Below are 17,112 nucleotides of genomic sequence, written 5' to 3'. Positions count from 1 at the left end.
GTTGTGATGGGCGGGAGTTCACCAGTTATTCACTTAACTGGCTACCGGCCATTAACCAGGGTTCCGTAGGTTTGCACTCGTGAGTAATCGGACAGTTGTTCCGACACTCGAAACTGACCCGTTAGCACCGGAAAGGTATCCCGTGATCCGTAACTTCAAGCGCACCGCAGCAATCGCTGGCGTCGTTGCCCTCTCTTCCGCTTCCCTCGTCGCTTGCGGCGACTCCGAGGACAACGCAGCTACCGACGCTGTTGAGTCCGCAACCGAGGCCGTGTCCTCCGACGACAAGGACAGCAAGGACAGCGACTCGAAGTCCGGCGACTACGAGCTCTCCGGCCAGGAGGGCACCCTCGTCGCAGAGGGCGCTTCCTCCCAGCAGAACGCGATGGACTACTTCGCGTCCGTCTACGCATCCGAGGTTCCGGGTGCTCAGCTGGCCTACACCCCGTCCGGCTCCGGCGCTGGCCAGAAGAACTTCATCGCCAACCAGGCTGTCTTCGCTGGCTCCGACTCCCCGCTGAAGGACGATCAGGTCCAGGCAGCCGCTGACCGCTGCGGCGGCAACGAGGCATGGCACCTGCCGTTCGTCATCGGCCCGGTCGCAATCGCCTACAACCTGGACGGCGTGGACGAGCTGAACCTGACCGTCGACAACATCGTCGAGATCTTCCAGGGCGTCATCACCACCTGGAACGACCCGAAGATCGCCGAGAACAACGAGGGCGTCGAGCTCCCGGACGCTCCGATCAACGTCTTCTACCGCTCCGACGAGTCCGGCACCTCCGACAACTTCCAGAAGTTCCTGGCTGCCGCTTCCGACGGCAAGTGGGAGTCCACCGGCAAGGCATTCCCGAACGCTGTGGGCACCGGCGCCAACGGCTCCTCCGGTGTGGCACAGGAGGTCAACGCAACCGAGGGTGCAATCACCTACGTTGAGGCTGGCTTCGCTGACAAGAAGGCCAACATCGACTTCGGTGGCGGCCCGGTTGAGCTGACCGACGAGGCTGTTGAGAAGACCCTGGACGGCCTCGAGTTCAAGACCGAGGGCCACAACATGGTCGTCGACTCTGACAAGCTGTTCAAGACCAACGCTGCTGGCGCATACCCGCTGGTTCTGACCACCTACGAGATCGTCTGCTCCGCCGGCTACGACGAGGCAACCTCCAAGATGGTCAAGGACTTCCTCAACGTTGCCCTGGACAGCCAGGACGAGGAGCTCGCTGCTGAGGGCTTCATCCCGGTCAAGGGTGCACACGCTGAGCGCCTGCGCGAGGCTATCAACGCCATCAAGTAATTGCTGGCAACCGGCTACTGCGGTCTGAGGCCGCAGTAGGCAGATAGACCCCCTCAGATTCCGATCTTTGGGGGTCTCTCTATGCGGAGAAGTGGAGCGCAAGCCCCAGTTTCCGCCGCCCACAACGATTCATCTTCGAAGGATTCGAGCATATGGCTGCTAACGATCACCTCGACCGCGGAGCAGGACCCGCGAACACCACTGATCCTGTAATCCAGAACTCAACGGGCGCCACCCTGACAAAAGGCGACGGCGGAAACACCCCGGTAGCGGACAACGCAAGCAAAGGCTCCGGCGTGAAGCGCCCGGGCGACCGCGTTTTCGAGTTCCTCTCCACCGCCTCCGCGACGCTGATCACTGTGCTGGTCGCGGCGATCGGTATCTTCCTGCTCATCCAGGCCCTCCCGCCGCTGATGCGTAACGACCGCGGCTTGATCGGCTTCCTCACCTACGGTGGCGGCTGGCAGACGGCGAACCTGGACGCAATGAAATTCGGTATCCCGAACCTGTTCTTCTCCACGGTGACCATCTCGCTGATCGCGCTGGTCATCGCGATGCCTATCGCCCTCGGCGTGTCACTGTTCCTGTCCAACTACTGCCCGCCGAAGCTGGTCCGCCCGCTGGGCACCCTGGTGGACATGCTCGCCGCCGTGCCGTCCATCGTCTACGGCCTGTGGGGCGCGCAGGTGCTCGGCCCGCTGCTGGGCGACTTCTACAAGTGGGTCAACAGCTGGGGCGGCGACTTCTTCCTGTTCGCCACCTACCAGAACTCCCCGCCGTTCTCCACGGCCCGCAACATGATGACCGGCGGCATCGTCCTGGCCATCATGATCCTGCCGATCATCGCCGCAACCGCCCGCGAGATCTTCGTGCAGACCCCTCCGGGCCAGATCGAGTCGGCACTGGCTCTCGGCGCCACCCGCTGGGAAGTCATCCGCATGACCGTGATCCCGTTCGGTATGTCCGGCTTCATCGCCGGTTCCATGCTCGGCCTCGGCCGCGCGCTGGGTGAGACCATGGCGCTGTACATGGCTGTGGCACCGGCGAACGCCTTCCGCGGCTCGCTGTTCGACGGCGGCACCACCTTCGCCACTGCGATCGCCAACGCCGCCGCAGAGTTCAACAACCCGGTCTCCGCAGGCGCGTACATCGCCGCCGGCCTGGTGCTGTTCCTGCTGACCTTCATCGTCAACTCGATCGCCCGCGCGATCGTTAACAAGTAAGGAGCGGAAAGCAGATATGTCTACTGCAGTACCGAACAACGGCTCCTCCCAGGTAGCAACCAAGAACTCCGCTCCGGCGCGTCGTAAAGGTGAAAGCCCGTTCACCGACATCGCCGCAAGCCGCAAGACCACCAACTCGATCATGGGCGGCCTGATGTGGCTGTGCATGATCCTCGCCCTGATCCCGCTGCTCTGGCTGCTCATCACCGTGGTCTCCCGCGGCCTGGGCGCCGTGATCGACCCGGCCTGGTGGACCCAGGACATGGTGGGCGTGCGCTCCTCCAAGCCGGGCGGCGGCGCACTCCACGCCATCGCCGGCACGCTGATGCAGACGCTGGTCGCGTCGCTGTTTTCCATCCCGATCGGCATCTTCACCGCGATCTACCTGGTGGAGTACTCCAACGGCAACAGGCTGGGCAAGCTGACCACCTTCATGGTGGACATCCTCTCCGGTGTGCCGTCCATCGTCGCCGCGCTGTTCGTCTACGCCCTGTGGATCACCATCCTGGGCCAGCAGCGTTCCGGCTTCGCAGTGTCCCTGTCGCTGATCCTGCTCATGATCCCGGTTGTGGTCCGCAACACCGAGGAGATGCTGCGCGTGGTTCCGATGGACCTGCGCGAGGCGTCCTACGCACTGGGTGTTCCGAAGTGGAAGACCATCATGCGCATCGTGCTGCCGACGGCACTGTCCGGCATCGTCACCGGCGTCATGCTCGCCATCGCCCGCGTGATGGGCGAGTCCGCCCCGGTGCTGATCCTCGTCGGCTCCACCCCGACCACGAACTGGTTCAACATGTTTGACAAGCCGCAGTCCTCGCTGCCGCTGTTCATGCTGGACATGTGGAAGTCCGGTGCGACCGGCCCGGCAAACGACCGACTCTGGGGAGCGGCGCTGACGCTCGTGATCCTCGTTGTCACCCTGAACCTGCTCGCTCGATTCGTGGCGAAGCGCTACTCGGTCAAGAAGTAACCCACCCGCGTTCCCACCCATCCCAGGAGAAACCCAGATGTCTACCAAGCTCGAACTCAACGACGTCAACATCTACTACGGCGACTTCCACGCCGTGCAGAACGTCAACATGCAGATCCCGTCCAAGGCCGTGACCGCCTTCATCGGCCCGTCCGGCTGCGGCAAGTCCACCGTGCTGCGCACCCTGAACCGCATGCACGAGGTCATCCCCGGCGCATCCGTGAAGGGCGAGATCCTCCTTGACGGCAACGACATTTACGGCAAGAACGTCGACCCGGTTGCCGTGCGCAACACCATCGGCATGGTGTTCCAGAAGGCCAACCCGTTCCCGACCATGTCCATCGAGGACAACGTCGTCGCGGGCCTGCGCCTGTCCGGCGAGAAGGACAAGAAGAAGCTCAAGGAAGTTGCCGAGCAGTCCCTGCGCGGCGCGAACCTGTGGGAAGAGGTCAAGGACCGCCTGGACAAGCCGGGCGGCGGCCTTTCCGGCGGTCAGCAGCAGCGTCTGTGCATCGCGCGCGCGATCGCTGTGCGCCCGGAGGTCCTGCTCATGGACGAGCCCTGCTCCGCCCTGGACCCGATTTCCACCCTCGCCGTGGAGGACCTCATCCACGAGCTGAAGAACGAGTACACCATCGTCATCGTGACCCACAACATGCAGCAGGCTGCGCGTGTGTCCGACAAGACCGCCTTCTTCTCCCTCGAGGCCACCGGTAAGCCGGGCCACCTGGTGGAGTTCAACGACACCACCACCATCTTCGAGAACCCGGAGCAGAAGGAGACCGAGGACTACATCTCCGGCCGCTTCGGCTAAAGCATTCTGCTTTTCGACGCGCCCCTTCGGTGCCCCACGCACCGCAAGGGGCGCCGCCCTTTTTGGACCTACTTCCGTTTGCGGAACTTGCGCTCGATGGTGGCGAACTTCTTCACCGGGTCGTAGTCCACCTCGTCGCGCTGCTGCACGTATGCCTCGGGCTTGAGCCCGGTGATGAGGAAGACCATGCGCCGGGCGACGCTGACGCAGCGGTCGGCGTAGCGCTCGTAGTAGCGCGCCAGCATGGACACGTCCACGGCTTCCCGGTTGGTGTATTGCCAATCCTTGTCGGTGACAAGGGCGCTGAGGTAAGCCTTCATGTCGTCCACGCCCTCGTCGATAGTGTGCAGCTCTACGGCGGCGTCGGCGTCGGGCTCGCCGAGCAGCTTGCGGGTGGCGGCGCCCATTTCGTGGACGAGGCGGGCGAGCTCTTGCACGTAGCCGTGCAGCGGTTCGGGGTAGACGGGGGAGGGGTGGCGCTGCCGGGCCAACAGCGCGATGTTCTTCGCCAGCGACCCCATGCGTTCGAAACTTTCTACGATGTAGATCGCGGAGATCACCTGGCGCAGGTCGTAGGCGACGGGGCTGTGCAGCGCGAGCAGGCTCATGCTGCGTTCCTCGCAGCGCTGGCTGATCTCTTTGAGCCCGTCCGTGGCCGTCAGGGCGGCTTCGGCGTCCTCCAGGGATTGCTCCAAGAGCGCGGCCGTGGCGTGTTCCATGACTTCGCGCACGGAGTCGCACATCTCGAGGACGTCCTCGTTAAAGGCCTGGAGATGTTCTCTGTACACGGTGCGAAGCATGGGCTTCATGCTACGCATGCTGGCGGGTTTACCCGCCGTTATTTTCAATTTCGGCGCCTTCGGGAACGGTGTCGTCTTCGGGGTCGTCCAGCCACCCCTCGGGCAGTGCGATCTTGCCGGCGGAGCCCTGGCGCCCGCGGGCGTCGTCGGCGTGCTGGGCCATCTCGTCCGAGTCGGCGATGGGCGCCAGACGCTCCTTCAGCTCTGCCAGGGAGCTGACCTGGGCCAACGATTTGCGGAACTCGCCGCCGACGGGGAAGCCGCGCAGGTACCAGCCGGTGTGTTTGCGGATGTCGCGGCAGGCGTGCTCTTCGCCGTCGTGGGCGGCCAGCAGCTCCGCGTGGCGGTAGATGATGCCGGCAACTTGGCCGAGCGTCGGCTCCGGCGGGATCTCCTCGCCGCGCAGTTGGGCGCCGAGTTGGGCGAACAGCCAGGGCCTGCCCAGGCACCCGCGGCCGACTTCCACGCCGTGGCAGCCGGTTCGTTCCATCATTTTCGCGGCGTCGTCGGCGGCGAAGATGTCGCCGTTGCCGATGACGGGTACGCCGGTGCCGTCCATGTGCTCGACCAGGCGGCCGATCTCGTCCCAGTGGGCCTCGCCCGAGTAGCGCTCCGCGCCGGTGCGGGCGTGCAGGGCCACTGCGGCGGCTCCTGCCTCGGCGGCGATGCGGCCCGCGTCGAGGTGGGTGTGGTGCTCGTCATCGATGCCGATGCGGAACTTCACCGTGATCGGGATGCCGGAGCCTTCGGCGGCGCGCACGGCGGCGTCGACGATGTTGCCGTACAGGCGGCGCTTGTACGGGATGGCGCAGCCGCCGCCCTTGCGGGTGACCTTGGGCACCGGGCAGCCGAAGTTCATGTCCACGTGGTCGGCGATGTCTTCGTCCACGATCATGCGCACTGCCTCGTAGGTGAACTTGGGGTCCACGGTGTACAGCTGCATCGACCGCGGGGTTTCCACGTCGGCGAAGGTGGTCATGTGCAGGGTTTTCTGGTTGCGGGCCACCATGGCGCGCGCCGTGATCATCTCGCAGACGTACAAGCCCGAGGAGGTGCCGGTGAGCTCTTCTTCAATCTCGCGGCACAGCACGCGAAACGGCATGTTTGTCACCCCGGCCATCGGCGCGAGGATGACGGGGGAGCTCAAGTCAATGCCGCCGATTGTCAGGGCGGGGGCAACTGCAGTCATAGTGCCGCCCATTCTTCCCGTGCACTACGTGTCCCGTCCAATCGTCGGGTTTACGCCCGTTCGGGGGTACGGAGCCGTCGCTAAGCACTTGCTTTTCGACGAGCTCCGCCCGAATCCTGGCAGTGGGGCGTACGTCACAATATGGTGGGAAATGTTATATACCCGCACGAAACGATTTGAGGGAGCATCATGAGCGACCGCATTGCAAGCGCCAAGCTGCGCGACAAGGTCATGTCCGCCGAAGAGGCTGTCCAGTTTGTCAACCACGGCGACAAGGTCGGCACCTCCGGCTTCACCGGCGCCGGCTACCCCAAGGCTATGCCTGCCGCCATCGCGGAGAAGGCGAAGGCCGCCCATGAGAAGGGCCAGGACTTCTCCATCGACATGTACACCGGCGCCTCCACCGCACCGGAGTGCGACGGTGTGCTCGCCGAGGCCGGTGCGCTGCGCTACCGCATGCCGTACCAGTCCGACCCGACCATGCGTAACAAGATCAACGCCGGCGAGATGAAGTTCCAGGACATCCACCTGTCGCACTCCGGCATGATGGTTGAGCAGGGCTTCTTCGGCGAGGTCAACCTGGCCATCGTGGAAGCGGTGCGCATCACCGAGGACGGCAACATCGTCCCGTCCTCCTCGGTGGGCAACTCCGTGGAGTTCCTCAACGCCGCCAAGAAGATCATCATCGAGGTCAACTCCTGGCAGTCCGAGGAGCTCGAGGGTATGCACGACATCTGGACCGTGCCGCCGCTGCCGAACCGCATCCCGATCCCGATCACCAAGTGCGGCGACCGCATCGGCACCACTTACATCGAGATCGACCCGGAGAAGGTCGTCGCCGTCATTGAGACGAACGACCCGGACCGCAACGCCCCGTTCAAGGCGCCGGACGAGATCTCCGAGCAGATCGCCGGCAACTTCCTCGACTTCCTGGAGAACGAGGTCAAGGCCGGCCGCCTGGCGTACGACGGCTACGTTATGCAGTCCGGCGTGGGCAACGTCCCCAACGCCGTGATGGCGGGCCTGATGGACTCCAAGTTCGAGAACATCCAGGCCTACACCGAGGTGATCCAGGACGGCATGGTCGACCTGATCGACGCCGGCAAGATGACCGTGGCGTCCGCAACGTCGTTCTCCCTGTCGCCGGAGTACGCGGAGAAGATGAACAACGAGGCCTCGCGCTACCGCGAGTCCATCATCCTGCGCCCGCAGTCCATCTCCAACCACCCGGAGGTCATCCGCCGCACCGGCCTGATCGCGTCCAACGGCATGATCGAGGCGGACATCTACGGCAACGCCAACTCCACCCACATCAACGGCTCCCGTCTGATGAACGCCCTGGGCGGCTCCGGCGACTTCACCCGCAACGCCTACATCTCCTCCTTCATCTCCCCGTCGGTGGCGAAAGACGGCGCGATTTCCGCAATCGTCCCGTTCGCGTCCCACATCGACCACAACGAGCACGACGCAATGGTCTTCATCACCGAGTACGGCGTGGCCGACCTGCGCGGCCTGGCCCCGCGCGACCGCGTGGCCAAGATGATCTCCATCGCCCACCCGTCGTACCGCCCGCTGCTGGAGGAGTACGTCGAGCTCGCTTCCAAGTGCAAGTACCAGGCAACCCCGCACGATCTGCGCCACGCCTTCGACTTCCACCTGCGCATGGAAGAGACCGGCACGATGATGAAGCAGGACTAACCCTGCCCCGATTTCCGGGCTAATGGTCCCAGGGGCTACCATTAGCCCCCGCGGGCCTTTAGCTCAGCTGGTAGAGCTACGGACTTTTAATCCGCAGGTCGCGGGTTCGATCCCCGCAGGGCCCACCTTCAACCCCCGTCGCTATATTGCGGCGGGGGTTTGTTGCATCCAGGGGCGGCTGGGCGGGCTAGAGTTGCCGCATGAACTTCGGCCTTGCGTTCGGTCTGTCGCTGTTCGCCGGTTTGTCTACCGGCCTCGGCGGCCTGCTTGTGGCGCTCAAGCGCAACCCCAGTGACAAGTTTCTCGCTGCTTCGCTGGGATTTTCCGCCGGCGTGATGGTCTACATCTCGCTGGTGGAGCTGCTGCCGGAGGGGGTCGCCTCGCTCGGGGGCGACGACAGGGCGCAGCTGTGGGGCACCGTCGCGTTCTTCGCGGGCATCGCTGTGATCGCGTTGATCGACAGGTTTGTGCCCGACGACATCAACCCGCACGAAGACCCTTCGGGCGGAAAGACCATGCGCAACGTCGGCGTGGTCACCGGCTTAGCCATCGCGGTGCACAACTTCCCGGAGGGCTTCGCCTCGTTCATCGCGGCGCTGGAAAACCCGGCGCTGGGGCTTCCGATTGCCATCGCGATCGCCATCCACAACATCCCGGAAGGCGTGGCGGTGGCCGTGCCGCTGCGCCAGGCCACAGGGAAGAAGTGGAAGGCCGCCGGCTGGGCCACGCTGTCTGGTTTGGCCGAGCCGTTGGGCGCACTGATCGGGTTTGTGCTGCTTCGCCCCTTCCTGGGCCCGGAGACGCTCGGCGTGGCCTACGCCGCCATCGCCGGGATCATGGTGTTTGTCAGCCTGGACAAGCTTTTGCCCACGGCAATTCATACCGGCCGCCACCACACCGCGATCTACGGACTCATCGCGGGTATGGCCGTCATGGCGGCCAGCCTGCTCATTCTGCCGGGCTAAGGCCTACTTCCAGACCTCGAGGCGTATGAGGATCACGCCGTCGTCCGCGCGCACGAGCGCGAGGTCTTCCGGCTCCGCCACCTGCGCGTCCAGCACTTCGCGGGTGATGCGCAGCTGGTAGCGCTGCTTTTCGCCGTCGATGTCCACTGAGCCGATGCTGGTGTACTCGTTGTGGTCCTCAATCTCCGCCGCACTGACCGCCACGTCGGGGGTCTGGCCCGTGCCGCGTACCGCGAAGATCGGTGCGCCGTTGCTGAAAGACGCGCCCTCGCCGCCGGAAAGTATCGTCTGGATCAGCTCGCGCACAGCCACCGGATCCGTGGTCAGCGGCGCCACGGAGCGGGCGCCGAGGACGGAATGGTTCATGGGCGTGAGCTCGTCGTCAAGCTTGGCTCCCGCGTCGCGGTAGGAGACACCGAACTGCCGCAGCGCGCCGTTGACATCGCGGCCGATAAGGACTTCGATGCCCACCTCGCCGTCGCGGTCCACCTCACGGTAGGAACCGAGGGATTCAACGATGGGGGAGTGCGCGGAAAGGAGTTCATCTTTTGTCGGGGACAGGGTCGCGTCGTAGATGATTGCTTCAGCCATGTAGGCCACTGTAGTGCTCGTTTGGTTGCTGCGAAGGCTGTGTCGTATGATTCAACGGCTGTCTTTGATGACAGGCCCCCATCGTCTAGAGGCCTAGGACTCCGCCCTTTCACGGCGGCAACACGGGTTCGAATCCCGTTGGGGGTACGGCCCTGTGGCGCAGTTGGTTAGCGCGCCGCCCTGTCACGGCGGAGGTCGCGGGTTCAAGTCCCGTCAGGGTCGCCATTAGCTCGAGGTACGCCACGAGCCTTTTGCTTTGCGACGGCTACGCTTGGCACCCGTGAAGAACAAGGCTGACGCCCACGACGTAATCGTTGTTACCGGCGCGAACGAGAACAACCTGCGGGACGTCTCTGTCACGATCCCGAAACGCCGCCTCACCGTGTTCGCCGGCGTGTCCGGGTCCGGCAAGTCCTCGCTGGTCTTCGACACCGTTGCTGCCGAGTCGCAGCGCCTGATTAACGAGACGTACTCGTCCTTCGTCCAGGGCTTCATGCCGTCGATGGCCCGGCCGGACGTGGTCGGGCTCGAAGGCGTGACCGCGGCGATCGTGGTGGACCAGTCCGCACTTGGCGCGAACGTGCGCTCCACGGTCGGCACCGCCACGGACGTCACGCCGATGCTGCGCGTGCTGTTTTCGCGCATCGCGGAGCCGCGCGCCGGCGGGCCGGGCGCGTACTCCTTCAACGTCCCCAGCGTGACCGGCGGCGGCGCGATCAAGGACGCGACCGGCAAGAAGAAGGTGGTGAAGAACTTCACCCGCACCGGCGGCATGTGCCCGGAGTGCGCCGGCACCGGCCGCGCGAGTAGGTTCGACGAGGCGCAGGTGGTCGACAACTCGCTGTCCATCGATGACGGCGCCATCCTCGCGCCCGGCTACAAGCCCGGCTCCTGGCAGTTCCGCGCCTACGCCGAAGCCGGGAAGTTCCCCACCGACGTGCCCGTCGGCAAGTTCACGGCCGAGCAGCGCCACGCTCTGCTCTACGGCGAGCCGGAAAAGGTGCAGTACTTGGGCTTCAACACCACCTACCAGGGTCTCATCCCGCGCCTGGAGGCCTCGCTGCTGAGCAAGGAAAAAGAGGGCCTGCAAAAAGCCGCCCGCGAGTTTGTGGACCGCGCCGTGACCCAGGTGGATTGCCCCGCCTGCCACGGCACCCGGCTGGCGCAGCACGCGCTGGAGTCGAAGATCAACGGCAAGAACATCGCTGAGCTGTGCGCCATGGAGGTCGAGGACCTGGCGGAGTGGTTCGAGGGCGTGGACGCGCCGGGCGTGGCGCCGCTGGTGGCGTCCATACGCGAGGCGCTGGCGAACTTTGTCGCCATCGGGCTGGGCTACATCGCGCTGGATAGGCCGAGCTCGACGCTGTCCGGCGGCGAGTCGCAGCGTGTGAAGATGATCCGGCACTTGGGCTCAGCGCTTTCGGACGTCACCTACGTCTTCGACGAGCCCACCGCGGGCCTGCATGCCGCCGACATCGATCGCCTCAACGGCCTGCTCACCGCGCTGCGGGACAAGGGCAACACCGTGCTCGTGGTGGAGCACCGCCCGCAGACCATCGAGGCCGCGGACCACGTCATCGAGCTCGGCCCCGGCGCGGGCACCGAAGGCGGCGAGATCGTCTTCGAGGGCACCGTTGCGGAGCTGCGCGAGGCTGGCACGCGCACAGGCGAGAGCCTGAAGCTCGGCGTCGAGCTCAAGGAGGACCCGCGCGAGCCCGTCGATTGGCTCAAGGTGCGCGGGGCGAGCGAGAACAACCTCGCCAGCATCGACGTGGACATCCCCACTGGCGTGCTCACCGCAGTGACGGGTGTGGCGGGTTCCGGCAAGTCCTCCCTGCTTCGCGCGTTGCAGGATTCCGCGCTGCTGGAAGACGCGGTGTGGGTGGACCAGGCCCCCATCTCCGGCTCGCGGCGCTCCAACCCCGCCACGTACACCGGCGCGCTGGACTCGATCCGCAAGGCGTTTGCGAAGGCGTCGGGGGAGCCGTCCTCGCTGTTCTCCCCGAACTCGGCCGGGGCCTGCCCGCACTGCAAGGGCGCGGGCGTGGTTTACGTGGACCTCGGCGTGATGCAGGGCGTGGACGTGCCCTGCGAGGTCTGCGAGGGTAAGCGTTTCAGCGACGCCGTGCTGGTGCACACCCTCGGCGGCAAGAACATCGCCGAGGTGCTGTCCATGCCGGCGGAGGAGGCGCAGCCCTACCTGAAGGAGAACAAGGTCAACGCGGCCGCCAAGATGTGCGGGCACCTTATCGACGTCGGGCTGGGCTACGTCACCCTCGGCCAGCCGCTGACAACCCTGTCCGGCGGCGAGCGCCAACGCCTCAAGCTCGCGGCGAGCCTGAAAAAGACCGCGTCCGCCTACGTGCTCGACGAGCCCACTACCGGCCTGCACCTCACCGACACCGCGCGCCTGGTGGACCTGTTCGACCGGCTAGTGGACGCCGGCGCGACCGTGATCGTGGTGGAGCACAACCTAGCGCTGGTGTCTCGCGCCGACTACGTCATCGACCTGGGCCCCGGGGCCGGCTCCGCGGGTGGGCAGGTGGTGGATGCGGGCACGGTGCGGCAGCTCGTCGATAGGCATGAAAGCACCGGGTCCGAAACCGGGAGATACCTCTCACACGCTGGCGATTTGTAGCCGTATGAGGGTGCTGTGTAATGTATCAACTCGTGCAAGCGACAGTGTGAAACGCACTCGAGCGGCACGAAAATAACAGAATATGGCCCTGTGGCGCAGTTGGTTAGCGCGCCGCCCTGTCACGGCGGAGGTCGCGGGTTCAAGTCCCGTCAGGGTCGCTGAATTGCTTGGCAAACGAGTAGTTCCGGCCAGATAGCTCAGTTGGTAGAGCACACGCCTGAAAAGTGTGGGGTCGCCAGTTCGATCCTGGCTCTGGCCACACTCCCGAAAACCCCTTCCGCAGCGACGCGGAAGGGGTTTCACATATATAGTCGGCCGCATGTCTGAAAACCCGGAAGTATCCGTGCGCAAGAATGAAACGGACGGCCAGTACGAAATCCTCGTCGGCGAAGAAGTCGCCGGCTTTGCCACCTACGCCGACGCGAACGGCGTGCGCGACCTGCCGCACACCGTGGTGGACCCCAAGTTCCGCGGCCAGGGCCTGTCCAAGCCGCTGATCCAGGCAGCGCTTGACGACGCCCGCGCCGACGGCATGCAGGTCACCCCGTCCTGCCCCGCGGTGGAGCGCTACATCGAGCAGAACCCGCAGTACCGGGACCTGCTCGCCTAACTAGATGATGTAGCTGCCCGGATCGACGTAGCTGTCGGGGTCTACGAGCTTGATGCACTCGTCCGTCTTGCGCGGGCGGGTCTTCGCCGGGATGCCGACAGCGATGGAGTTTTCCGGCACGTCCTTGGTCACCACGGCGTTCGCGCCGACGGCGGAGCCGGCGCCGATGGTCACTGGGCCCAGCACCTTGGCGCCGGCGCCGATGGTGACGTTGTCGCCGATGGTGGGGTGGCGCTTCGTCTGCGTGAGCACCTGACCGCCCAGGGTCACACCGTGGTAGAGCATGACACCGTCGCCGATCTCCGCGGTCTCGCCGATGACGATGCCCATGCCGTGGTCGATGAAGAACCTGCGGCCGATCGTCGCGCCGGGGTGGATCTCAATGCCGGTGAAGAACCGGTTCAACTGCGCCAGGATGCGCGCCGGCCCCTTCCAGTCCCGCTCCCACATGGCGTGGCAGATGCGGTGCACCCAGATGGCGTGCAGGCCTGAGTACACGACAGCGTTTTCGACGTCGCCGCGCGCGGCCGGGTCGTGCTCGCGCGCGTTTGCCAGGTCCTCGCGGACGGTGGAAATTACCTTTGCGGCCAGGGAAAGCATGGGGCGCAGTGTACCAAGCGGTTCATTTTTTGTGGGGATAAAGATTCCCCCGGGGTCATGGGTGGTCCGACCAGCCCTGCCCAGCCCGTCAGAACCGGTCCGGCGCAGATGGTGAATTTCAAGTGGTGAATCCGTGCCTGAAATCCGGATTTTCACCATCTGCCGTTCACCATCTGCCGTTCGCGCGAAGAAACCGGCTACCTACAACCGGCTACCAGCCGAGTTTTCGACGGGTAGCCGGTTGTAGGTAGCCGGTTTGCGGGTTTCGGGCCCCGCCAGCCCCGGCGCCGATCGGGTCGGGGCCGGGGGAGGGGCGGTAGCTCGTCGCTAAGCAAAAAGTGCTTAGTCGCGGATGTCCTCGTACAGGACGGTGGAGACGTAGCGCTCGCCGAAGTCCGGGATGATGACCACGATGGTCTTGCCCGCGTTCTCCTCGCGTGCAGCCAGCTCCAGCGCCGCCTTGACGTTCGCACCAGCGGAGATGCCGCCGAGGATGGCGTCCTTGACCGCGAGCTCGCGGGAGGTGGACACGGCGTCCTCGTTGGTCACCGCGATGATCTCGTCCACGACGTTGCGGTCCAGGGTGCCCGGGATGAAGTTCGCGCCCAGGCCCTGGATCTTGTGCGGGCCAGCCTCGCCCTTGGACAGCAGCGGGGACGCAGCCGGCTCGACGGCCACGTTCTTGACCTCGGACTTCTGCTCCTTGAGGTACTTGCCGGCGCCCGAGATGGTGCCGCCGGTGCCCACGCCCGCGACGAGGATGTCCACGTCACCGTCGGTGTCCTCCCAGATCTCCGGGCCGGTGGTGGCGTAGTGGATCTTCGGGTTGGCCTCGTTCTCGAACTGGCGGGCCAGAATTGCGCCCTCGTTCTGCTCGACCAGCTCGTTGGCCTTCTCCACGGCACCCTTCATGCCGGCAGCGCCCGGAGTGAGCACGATCTCTGCGCCGTAGGCGCGCAGCAGCACGCGGCGCTCGTTGGACATGGTCTCCGGCATAGTCAGGATGACCTTGTAGCCCTTCGCCGCACCCGCGAGTGCGAGCGCAATGCCGGTGTTGCCGGAGGTGGCCTCAATGATGGTGCCGCCCGGCTTCAGGTCGCCGGAAGCCTCTGCAGCCTCGATGATGGCCTTGCCGATGCGGTCCTTGACGGAGTTGGCCGGGTTGTAGAACTCCAGCTTGGCCAGCACGCGGGCCTTGGAGCCGTTGGCCTCGGTGATGTCGGTCAGCTCGACGAGCGGGGTGCCGCCGATGAGGTCGAGAACGTTGCTTGCGATCTTCGCCATGAGAGATTGCCTCCTGGGTTGATTGAGTTTGTTTAAGGCTCAGCATACACCCCGAACTAGACCGGGTGGTTTGTCTTGTGTGTACCGGATGGTTCGGACCGGCGTTTTGGGTGCCGTGGAAGCGTTGAATCAAGCGCCGTTCGAGCGGGGCTAAGTTTGGCTACCCCCGTTCGCGCGATATGATCACGATTGTTTTTGAGTCCTGTTCGGATTCGGGTGTTCCCCAAACGGGTGCCCCCGGAACGGTGGAAGGCGACACGTATGACGATGGATGCGCAGCGCATCAAGGACGACGATGACGCGATCCGTGCTGCACTGACCGCGTTGAAGACCGCAACCGGAATTCCAGTTGCCATGTACGGCACTCTCCTGTCGGACAACCGGATCCAAATCACCCAGTGGATCGGCCTGCGTACCCCGGCGCTGCAGAACCTCAGCGTCGCCGAGGGGGCTGGCGTGGGCGGCAGGGTCGTGTCCACCCGCCGCGCAGTGGGCATCGCCGACTACACGCGAGCGTCCGTGATCTCCCACGAGTACGACCAGCAGATCCAGGACGAGGGCCTGCACTCCGTCGTGGCCGTGCCGGTGATCGTGCAGCGTGAGATTCGGGGCGTGTTGTACGTCGGCGTGCACTCGCCTGTGCGTCTGGGCGACAAGGTCATCGAGGAAGTCGCCATGACCGCGCGCACCCTCGAGCAGGAGCTCGCCGTCAACGCGGCGCTGCGCTCTTCCGACGGCGGGGACCGCGCCGGCGCCAAGACCGGTCGCGCGATGAACGGCGCCGAGTGGGAGCAGGTGCGCGCCACCCACTCCAAGCTGCGCATGCTGACCAACCGTGTGGAGGACGAGAAGCTGCGCAAAGAGCTCGAGCAGCTCTGTGAGCAGCTGGTCTCCCCGGTGGCCGTGAAGCAGACCACCAAGCTGTCCGCTCGCGAGCTCGACGTGCTCGCATGCGTGGCGCTCGGCCACACCAACGTGGAGGCCGCCGCCGAGATGGGCATCGGCGCGGAGACCGTGAAGTCCTACCTGCGCAGCGTGATGCGCAAACTCGGTGCTCACACCAGGTATGAAGCGGTCAACGCCGCGCGTCGCATCGGCGCTCTGCCGTAGGCAATTGCTTATCGACGTCCCTCCGGTTCTGTACTGTGGCGGACGTGAAAGAACGGTTTTTGGTTTCAGGCGGCGCCCGGCTTGCGGGCGAAGTTCGCGTCGACGGCGCCAAGAACAGCGTGCTCAAACTGATGGCCGCGGCCCTTCTGGCCGAAGGCACCACCACGCTGCGCAACTGCCCCCGGATCCTGGACGTTCCGCTGATGCGCGACGTCCTGGTCGGGCTGGGCTGCGAGGTGGACATCGAAGGCGATGTGGTGCGCATCCACACCCCGGCCGAGGTGTCCCCGCACGCGGACTTTGACGCGGTGCGCCAGTTCCGCGCATCCGTTGCAGTGCTCGGGCCGTTGGTCGCCCGCTGCACCGAGGCGTACGTGGCGCTCCCGGGCGGCGACGCCATCGGGTCGCGCCCGCTGGACATGCACCAGTCCGGCCTGGAGAAGCTGGGCGCGACCACCCACATCGAGCACGGCGCGGTGGTGGCGCGGGCAGACAAGCTCACCGGTGCCTCCATCAAGCTGGACTTTCCGTCCGTGGGTGCGACGGAGAACATCGTCACCGCGGCGGTGCTTGCGGACGGCCGCACCGTGCTTGACAACGCCGCGCGCGAGCCGGAGATCGTGGACCTGTGTTCCATGCTCAATTCCATGGGCGCGCGCATCGAAGGCGCGGGCACGTCCACCATCACCGTCGATGGTGTGGATTCGCTCTCGCCGACGGAGCACACGGTGGTCGGCGACCGCATCGTCGCCGGTACCTGGGCGTACGCCGCGGCCATGACCCAGGGCGACATCACCGTCACCGGCGCCGCCCCCGGGCATCTGCACCTGGCGCTGTCGAAGCTGAAGCTCGCCGGCGCCAACGTGGAGACCTACGACAACGGGTTCCGCGTGCGCATGGACCAGCGTCCCCGCGCCGTGGACTACCAGACCTTGCCGTACCCCGGCTTTCCGACGGACCTGCAGCCCATGGCAATCGCGCTGGCGACGATTGCCGACGGCGTATCCGTGATCACCGAGAACGTCTTTGAGGCCCGCTTCCGGTTTGTGGACGAGATGCTGCGCCTGGGCGCCGACGCCAACGTGGACGGCCACCATGTCATGCTGCGTGGAGTGGACAACCTGTCGTCCACCGACGTGTGGTCCTCCGACATCCGCGCCGGCGCCGGCCTCGTGCTCGCCGGCCTGGTCGCGGACGGTGTGACCACCGTGCACGAGGTGCACCACATCGACCGCGGCTACCCGGCCTTTGTCGAGCAGTTAAACGCGCTTGGTGCACATGTAGAACGCGCATAAAACCCGCGTTGTGCTGCGGGTTTGTGTTGTG

At 65.3% G+C, this 17,112-nt stretch carries 15 protein-coding genes and 5 tRNA genes; 15 read left to right on the top strand and 5 right to left on the bottom strand.

Going from position 1 to position 17,112, the window contains the following annotated elements:
• Window positions 1–142: 142 nt before the first annotated feature.
• From pstS to pstB, 4 genes are all read left to right on the top strand, one after another.
• Window positions 143–1,294 carry a phosphate ABC transporter substrate-binding protein PstS gene (pstS, locus tag ACX1NL_RS09700; RefSeq protein ID WP_458898023.1) on the top strand — a complete coding sequence of 384 codons (1,152 nt, stop codon included), beginning with the start codon at window positions 143–145 and terminating at the stop codon, window positions 1,292–1,294.
• 152 nt (window positions 1,295–1,446) lie between these two features.
• A complete protein-coding gene (gene pstC / locus ACX1NL_RS09695; protein ID WP_458898022.1) occupies window positions 1,447–2,517 on the top strand; it encodes a phosphate ABC transporter permease subunit PstC in 1,071 nt (356 codons plus the stop codon).
• Window positions 2,518–2,659: 142 nt separating this feature from the next.
• Window positions 2,660–3,487 (top strand): phosphate ABC transporter permease PstA, encoded by an 828-nt coding sequence (gene pstA, locus ACX1NL_RS09690; RefSeq protein ID WP_236883535.1) that lies wholly within the window; start codon window positions 2,660–2,662, stop codon window positions 3,485–3,487.
• 37 nt (window positions 3,488–3,524) lie between these two features.
• A complete protein-coding gene (pstB, locus tag ACX1NL_RS09685; RefSeq protein WP_181889021.1) occupies window positions 3,525–4,301 on the top strand; it encodes a phosphate ABC transporter ATP-binding protein PstB in 777 nt (258 codons plus the stop codon).
• Window positions 4,302–4,369: 68 nt separating this feature from the next.
• Here pstB and ACX1NL_RS09680 read toward each other — a convergent pair whose 3' ends face one another.
• On the bottom strand, window positions 4,370–5,110 hold the full coding sequence (locus tag ACX1NL_RS09680) for a phosphate signaling complex PhoU family protein (protein ID WP_458898021.1): 741 nt from the start codon (window positions 5,108–5,110) through the stop codon (window positions 4,370–4,372).
• 19 nt (window positions 5,111–5,129) lie between these two features.
• Window positions 5,130–6,290 carry a tRNA dihydrouridine synthase DusB gene (dusB, locus tag ACX1NL_RS09675; RefSeq protein ID WP_239307577.1) on the bottom strand — a complete coding sequence of 387 codons (1,161 nt, stop codon included), beginning with the start codon at window positions 6,288–6,290 and terminating at the stop codon, window positions 5,130–5,132.
• A 189-nt stretch (window positions 6,291–6,479) separates the two neighbouring features.
• Between dusB and ACX1NL_RS09670 the strand changes: the two genes are divergently transcribed.
• From ACX1NL_RS09670 to zupT, 3 genes are all read left to right on the top strand, one after another.
• A complete protein-coding gene (locus tag ACX1NL_RS09670; RefSeq protein ID WP_458898020.1) occupies window positions 6,480–7,988 on the top strand; it encodes an acetyl-CoA hydrolase/transferase family protein in 1,509 nt (502 codons plus the stop codon).
• Window positions 7,989–8,040: 52 nt separating this feature from the next.
• Window positions 8,041–8,113: transfer RNA gene (locus tag ACX1NL_RS09665), tRNA-Lys, on the top strand.
• A 75-nt stretch (window positions 8,114–8,188) separates the two neighbouring features.
• The gene (zupT, locus tag ACX1NL_RS09660; RefSeq protein WP_239357418.1) at window positions 8,189–8,953 is read left to right on the top strand and encodes a zinc transporter ZupT; all 765 of its coding nucleotides are present in this window, start codon (window positions 8,189–8,191) and stop codon (window positions 8,951–8,953) included.
• A gap of 3 nt (window positions 8,954–8,956) precedes the next feature.
• Here zupT and ACX1NL_RS09655 read toward each other — a convergent pair whose 3' ends face one another.
• Window positions 8,957–9,544: a CG0192 family protein gene (locus ACX1NL_RS09655; protein WP_458898019.1), complete on the bottom strand. Its 588-nt coding sequence runs from the start codon at window positions 9,542–9,544 to the stop codon at window positions 8,957–8,959.
• 74 nt (window positions 9,545–9,618) lie between these two features.
• Here ACX1NL_RS09655 and ACX1NL_RS09650 point away from each other — a divergent pair.
• The 6 genes from ACX1NL_RS09650 to ACX1NL_RS09625 all read left to right on the top strand — a co-directional run bounded on the left by ACX1NL_RS09650 (window position 9,619) and on the right by ACX1NL_RS09625 (window position 12,792).
• Window positions 9,619–9,691 (top strand) — tRNA-Glu (locus tag ACX1NL_RS09650).
• 1 nt (window position 9,692) lies between these two features.
• Window positions 9,693–9,769, top strand: a tRNA-Asp gene (locus ACX1NL_RS09645).
• A gap of 55 nt (window positions 9,770–9,824) precedes the next feature.
• Window positions 9,825–12,182, top strand: coding sequence for an ATP-binding cassette domain-containing protein (locus tag ACX1NL_RS09640; protein ID WP_458898018.1), 2,358 nt, complete (start codon window positions 9,825–9,827; stop codon window positions 12,180–12,182).
• Between the two features lie 84 nt (window positions 12,183–12,266).
• Window positions 12,267–12,340, top strand: a tRNA-Asp gene (locus ACX1NL_RS09635).
• Between the two features lie 28 nt (window positions 12,341–12,368).
• Window positions 12,369–12,441 (top strand) — tRNA-Phe (locus ACX1NL_RS09630).
• 60 nt (window positions 12,442–12,501) lie between these two features.
• Window positions 12,502–12,792 (top strand): GNAT family N-acetyltransferase, encoded by a 291-nt coding sequence (locus ACX1NL_RS09625; RefSeq protein WP_181889015.1) that lies wholly within the window; start codon window positions 12,502–12,504, stop codon window positions 12,790–12,792.
• Here the strand turns inward: ACX1NL_RS09625 and epsC are convergent, their stop codons facing one another.
• Together epsC and cysK are read right to left on the bottom strand one after the other, a co-directional pair.
• The gene (gene epsC / locus ACX1NL_RS09620) at window positions 12,793–13,392 is read right to left on the bottom strand and encodes a serine O-acetyltransferase EpsC (RefSeq protein WP_269512178.1); all 600 of its coding nucleotides are present in this window, start codon (window positions 13,390–13,392) and stop codon (window positions 12,793–12,795) included.
• A 342-nt stretch (window positions 13,393–13,734) separates the two neighbouring features.
• Entirely contained in the window at window positions 13,735–14,676 is a 942-nt protein-coding gene (gene cysK / locus ACX1NL_RS09615) for a cysteine synthase A (RefSeq protein ID WP_458898017.1), read from the bottom strand.
• A gap of 267 nt (window positions 14,677–14,943) precedes the next feature.
• Between cysK and ramA the strand changes: the two genes are divergently transcribed.
• Together ramA and murA are read left to right on the top strand one after the other, a co-directional pair.
• Window positions 14,944–15,786: an acetate metabolism transcriptional regulator RamA gene (ramA, locus tag ACX1NL_RS09610; RefSeq protein ID WP_181889639.1), complete on the top strand. Its 843-nt coding sequence runs from the start codon at window positions 14,944–14,946 to the stop codon at window positions 15,784–15,786.
• A gap of 44 nt (window positions 15,787–15,830) precedes the next feature.
• Complete coding sequence (gene murA, locus ACX1NL_RS09605) at window positions 15,831–17,081, top strand: UDP-N-acetylglucosamine 1-carboxyvinyltransferase (protein ID WP_239307584.1); 1,251 nt, start codon at window positions 15,831–15,833, stop codon at window positions 17,079–17,081.
• Window positions 17,082–17,112 lie beyond the last annotated feature (31 nt).

This window comes from Corynebacterium sp. CQ3829_602738, from assembly GCF_054478435.1.
Note: the sequence above shows the minus strand (reverse complement) of the source record. Positions and strands in the feature narration are given on the sequence as shown.

What these genes read in the sequence shown, in the direction of transcription:
- pstC (WP_458898022.1), top strand. Translation starts at nt 1,447, where the DNA reads ATGGCTGCTAACGATCACCTCGACCGCGGAGCAGGACCCGCGAACACC.
- pstA (WP_236883535.1), top strand. Translation starts at nt 2,660, where the DNA reads ATGGGCGGCCTGATGTGGCTGTGCATGATCCTCGCCCTGATCCCGCTG.
- pstB (WP_181889021.1), top strand. Translation starts at nt 3,525, where the DNA reads ATGTCTACCAAGCTCGAACTCAACGACGTCAACATCTACTACGGCGAC.
- ACX1NL_RS09680 (WP_458898021.1), bottom strand. Translation starts at nt 5,110, where the DNA reads ATGAAGCCCATGCTTCGCACCGTGTACAGAGAACATCTCCAGGCCTTT.
- dusB (WP_239307577.1), bottom strand. Translation starts at nt 6,290, where the DNA reads ATGACTGCAGTTGCCCCCGCCCTGACAATCGGCGGCATTGACTTGAGC.
- ACX1NL_RS09670 (WP_458898020.1), top strand. Translation starts at nt 6,480, where the DNA reads ATGAGCGACCGCATTGCAAGCGCCAAGCTGCGCGACAAGGTCATGTCC.
- zupT (WP_239357418.1), top strand. Translation starts at nt 8,189, where the DNA reads ATGAACTTCGGCCTTGCGTTCGGTCTGTCGCTGTTCGCCGGTTTGTCT.
- ACX1NL_RS09655 (WP_458898019.1), bottom strand. Translation starts at nt 9,544, where the DNA reads ATGGCTGAAGCAATCATCTACGACGCGACCCTGTCCCCGACAAAAGAT.
- ACX1NL_RS09625 (WP_181889015.1), top strand. Translation starts at nt 12,502, where the DNA reads ATGTCTGAAAACCCGGAAGTATCCGTGCGCAAGAATGAAACGGACGGC.
- epsC (WP_269512178.1), bottom strand. Translation starts at nt 13,392, where the DNA reads ATGCTTTCCCTGGCCGCAAAGGTAATTTCCACCGTCCGCGAGGACCTG.
- cysK (WP_458898017.1), bottom strand. Translation starts at nt 14,676, where the DNA reads ATGGCGAAGATCGCAAGCAACGTTCTCGACCTCATCGGCGGCACCCCG.
- ramA (WP_181889639.1), top strand. Translation starts at nt 14,944, where the DNA reads ATGGATGCGCAGCGCATCAAGGACGACGATGACGCGATCCGTGCTGCA.